Raw genomic sequence first — 276 nt, forward strand, 5'->3', positions numbered from 1 at the left:
GCGGGTGACCATCGGTCTGCCGGCAGAAAACAGCCGTTTCCTTGAGGCGCTGCGCAAGGTTCTGGCTCGTGGTTGATGTCACTGCGCTGCAACCTGCTGCACCTATGATCGGTCGCCTTGTGGTGGTTGGTCTGGGGCTGATCGGTGGTTCGTTTGCCAAGGGTTTGCGTGAAAGCGGCTTGTGCCGTGAAGTGGTCGGCGTCGATCTGGATCCGCAATCGCGCAAGCTCGCGGTCGAATTGGGTGTGGTCGATCGCTGTGAAGACGACTTGGCGG

General features: G+C 60.5%; 1 protein-coding gene. It reads left to right on the forward strand.

Features of this window, described 5'->3' with window-relative positions:
* Window positions 1-68: 68 nt before the first annotated feature.
* Window positions 69-276: hypothetical protein (locus AAEY83_RS14695; RefSeq protein ID WP_502945186.1), on the forward strand; the 208-nt coding region annotated here is incomplete at its 3' end.

Origin of the sequence: Psychrobacter sp. TB20-MNA-CIBAN-0197 (assembly GCF_040309765.1) — a bacterium.
GTDB classification, from domain to species: Bacteria; Pseudomonadota; Gammaproteobacteria; order Pseudomonadales; family Moraxellaceae; genus Psychrobacter; species Psychrobacter submarinus.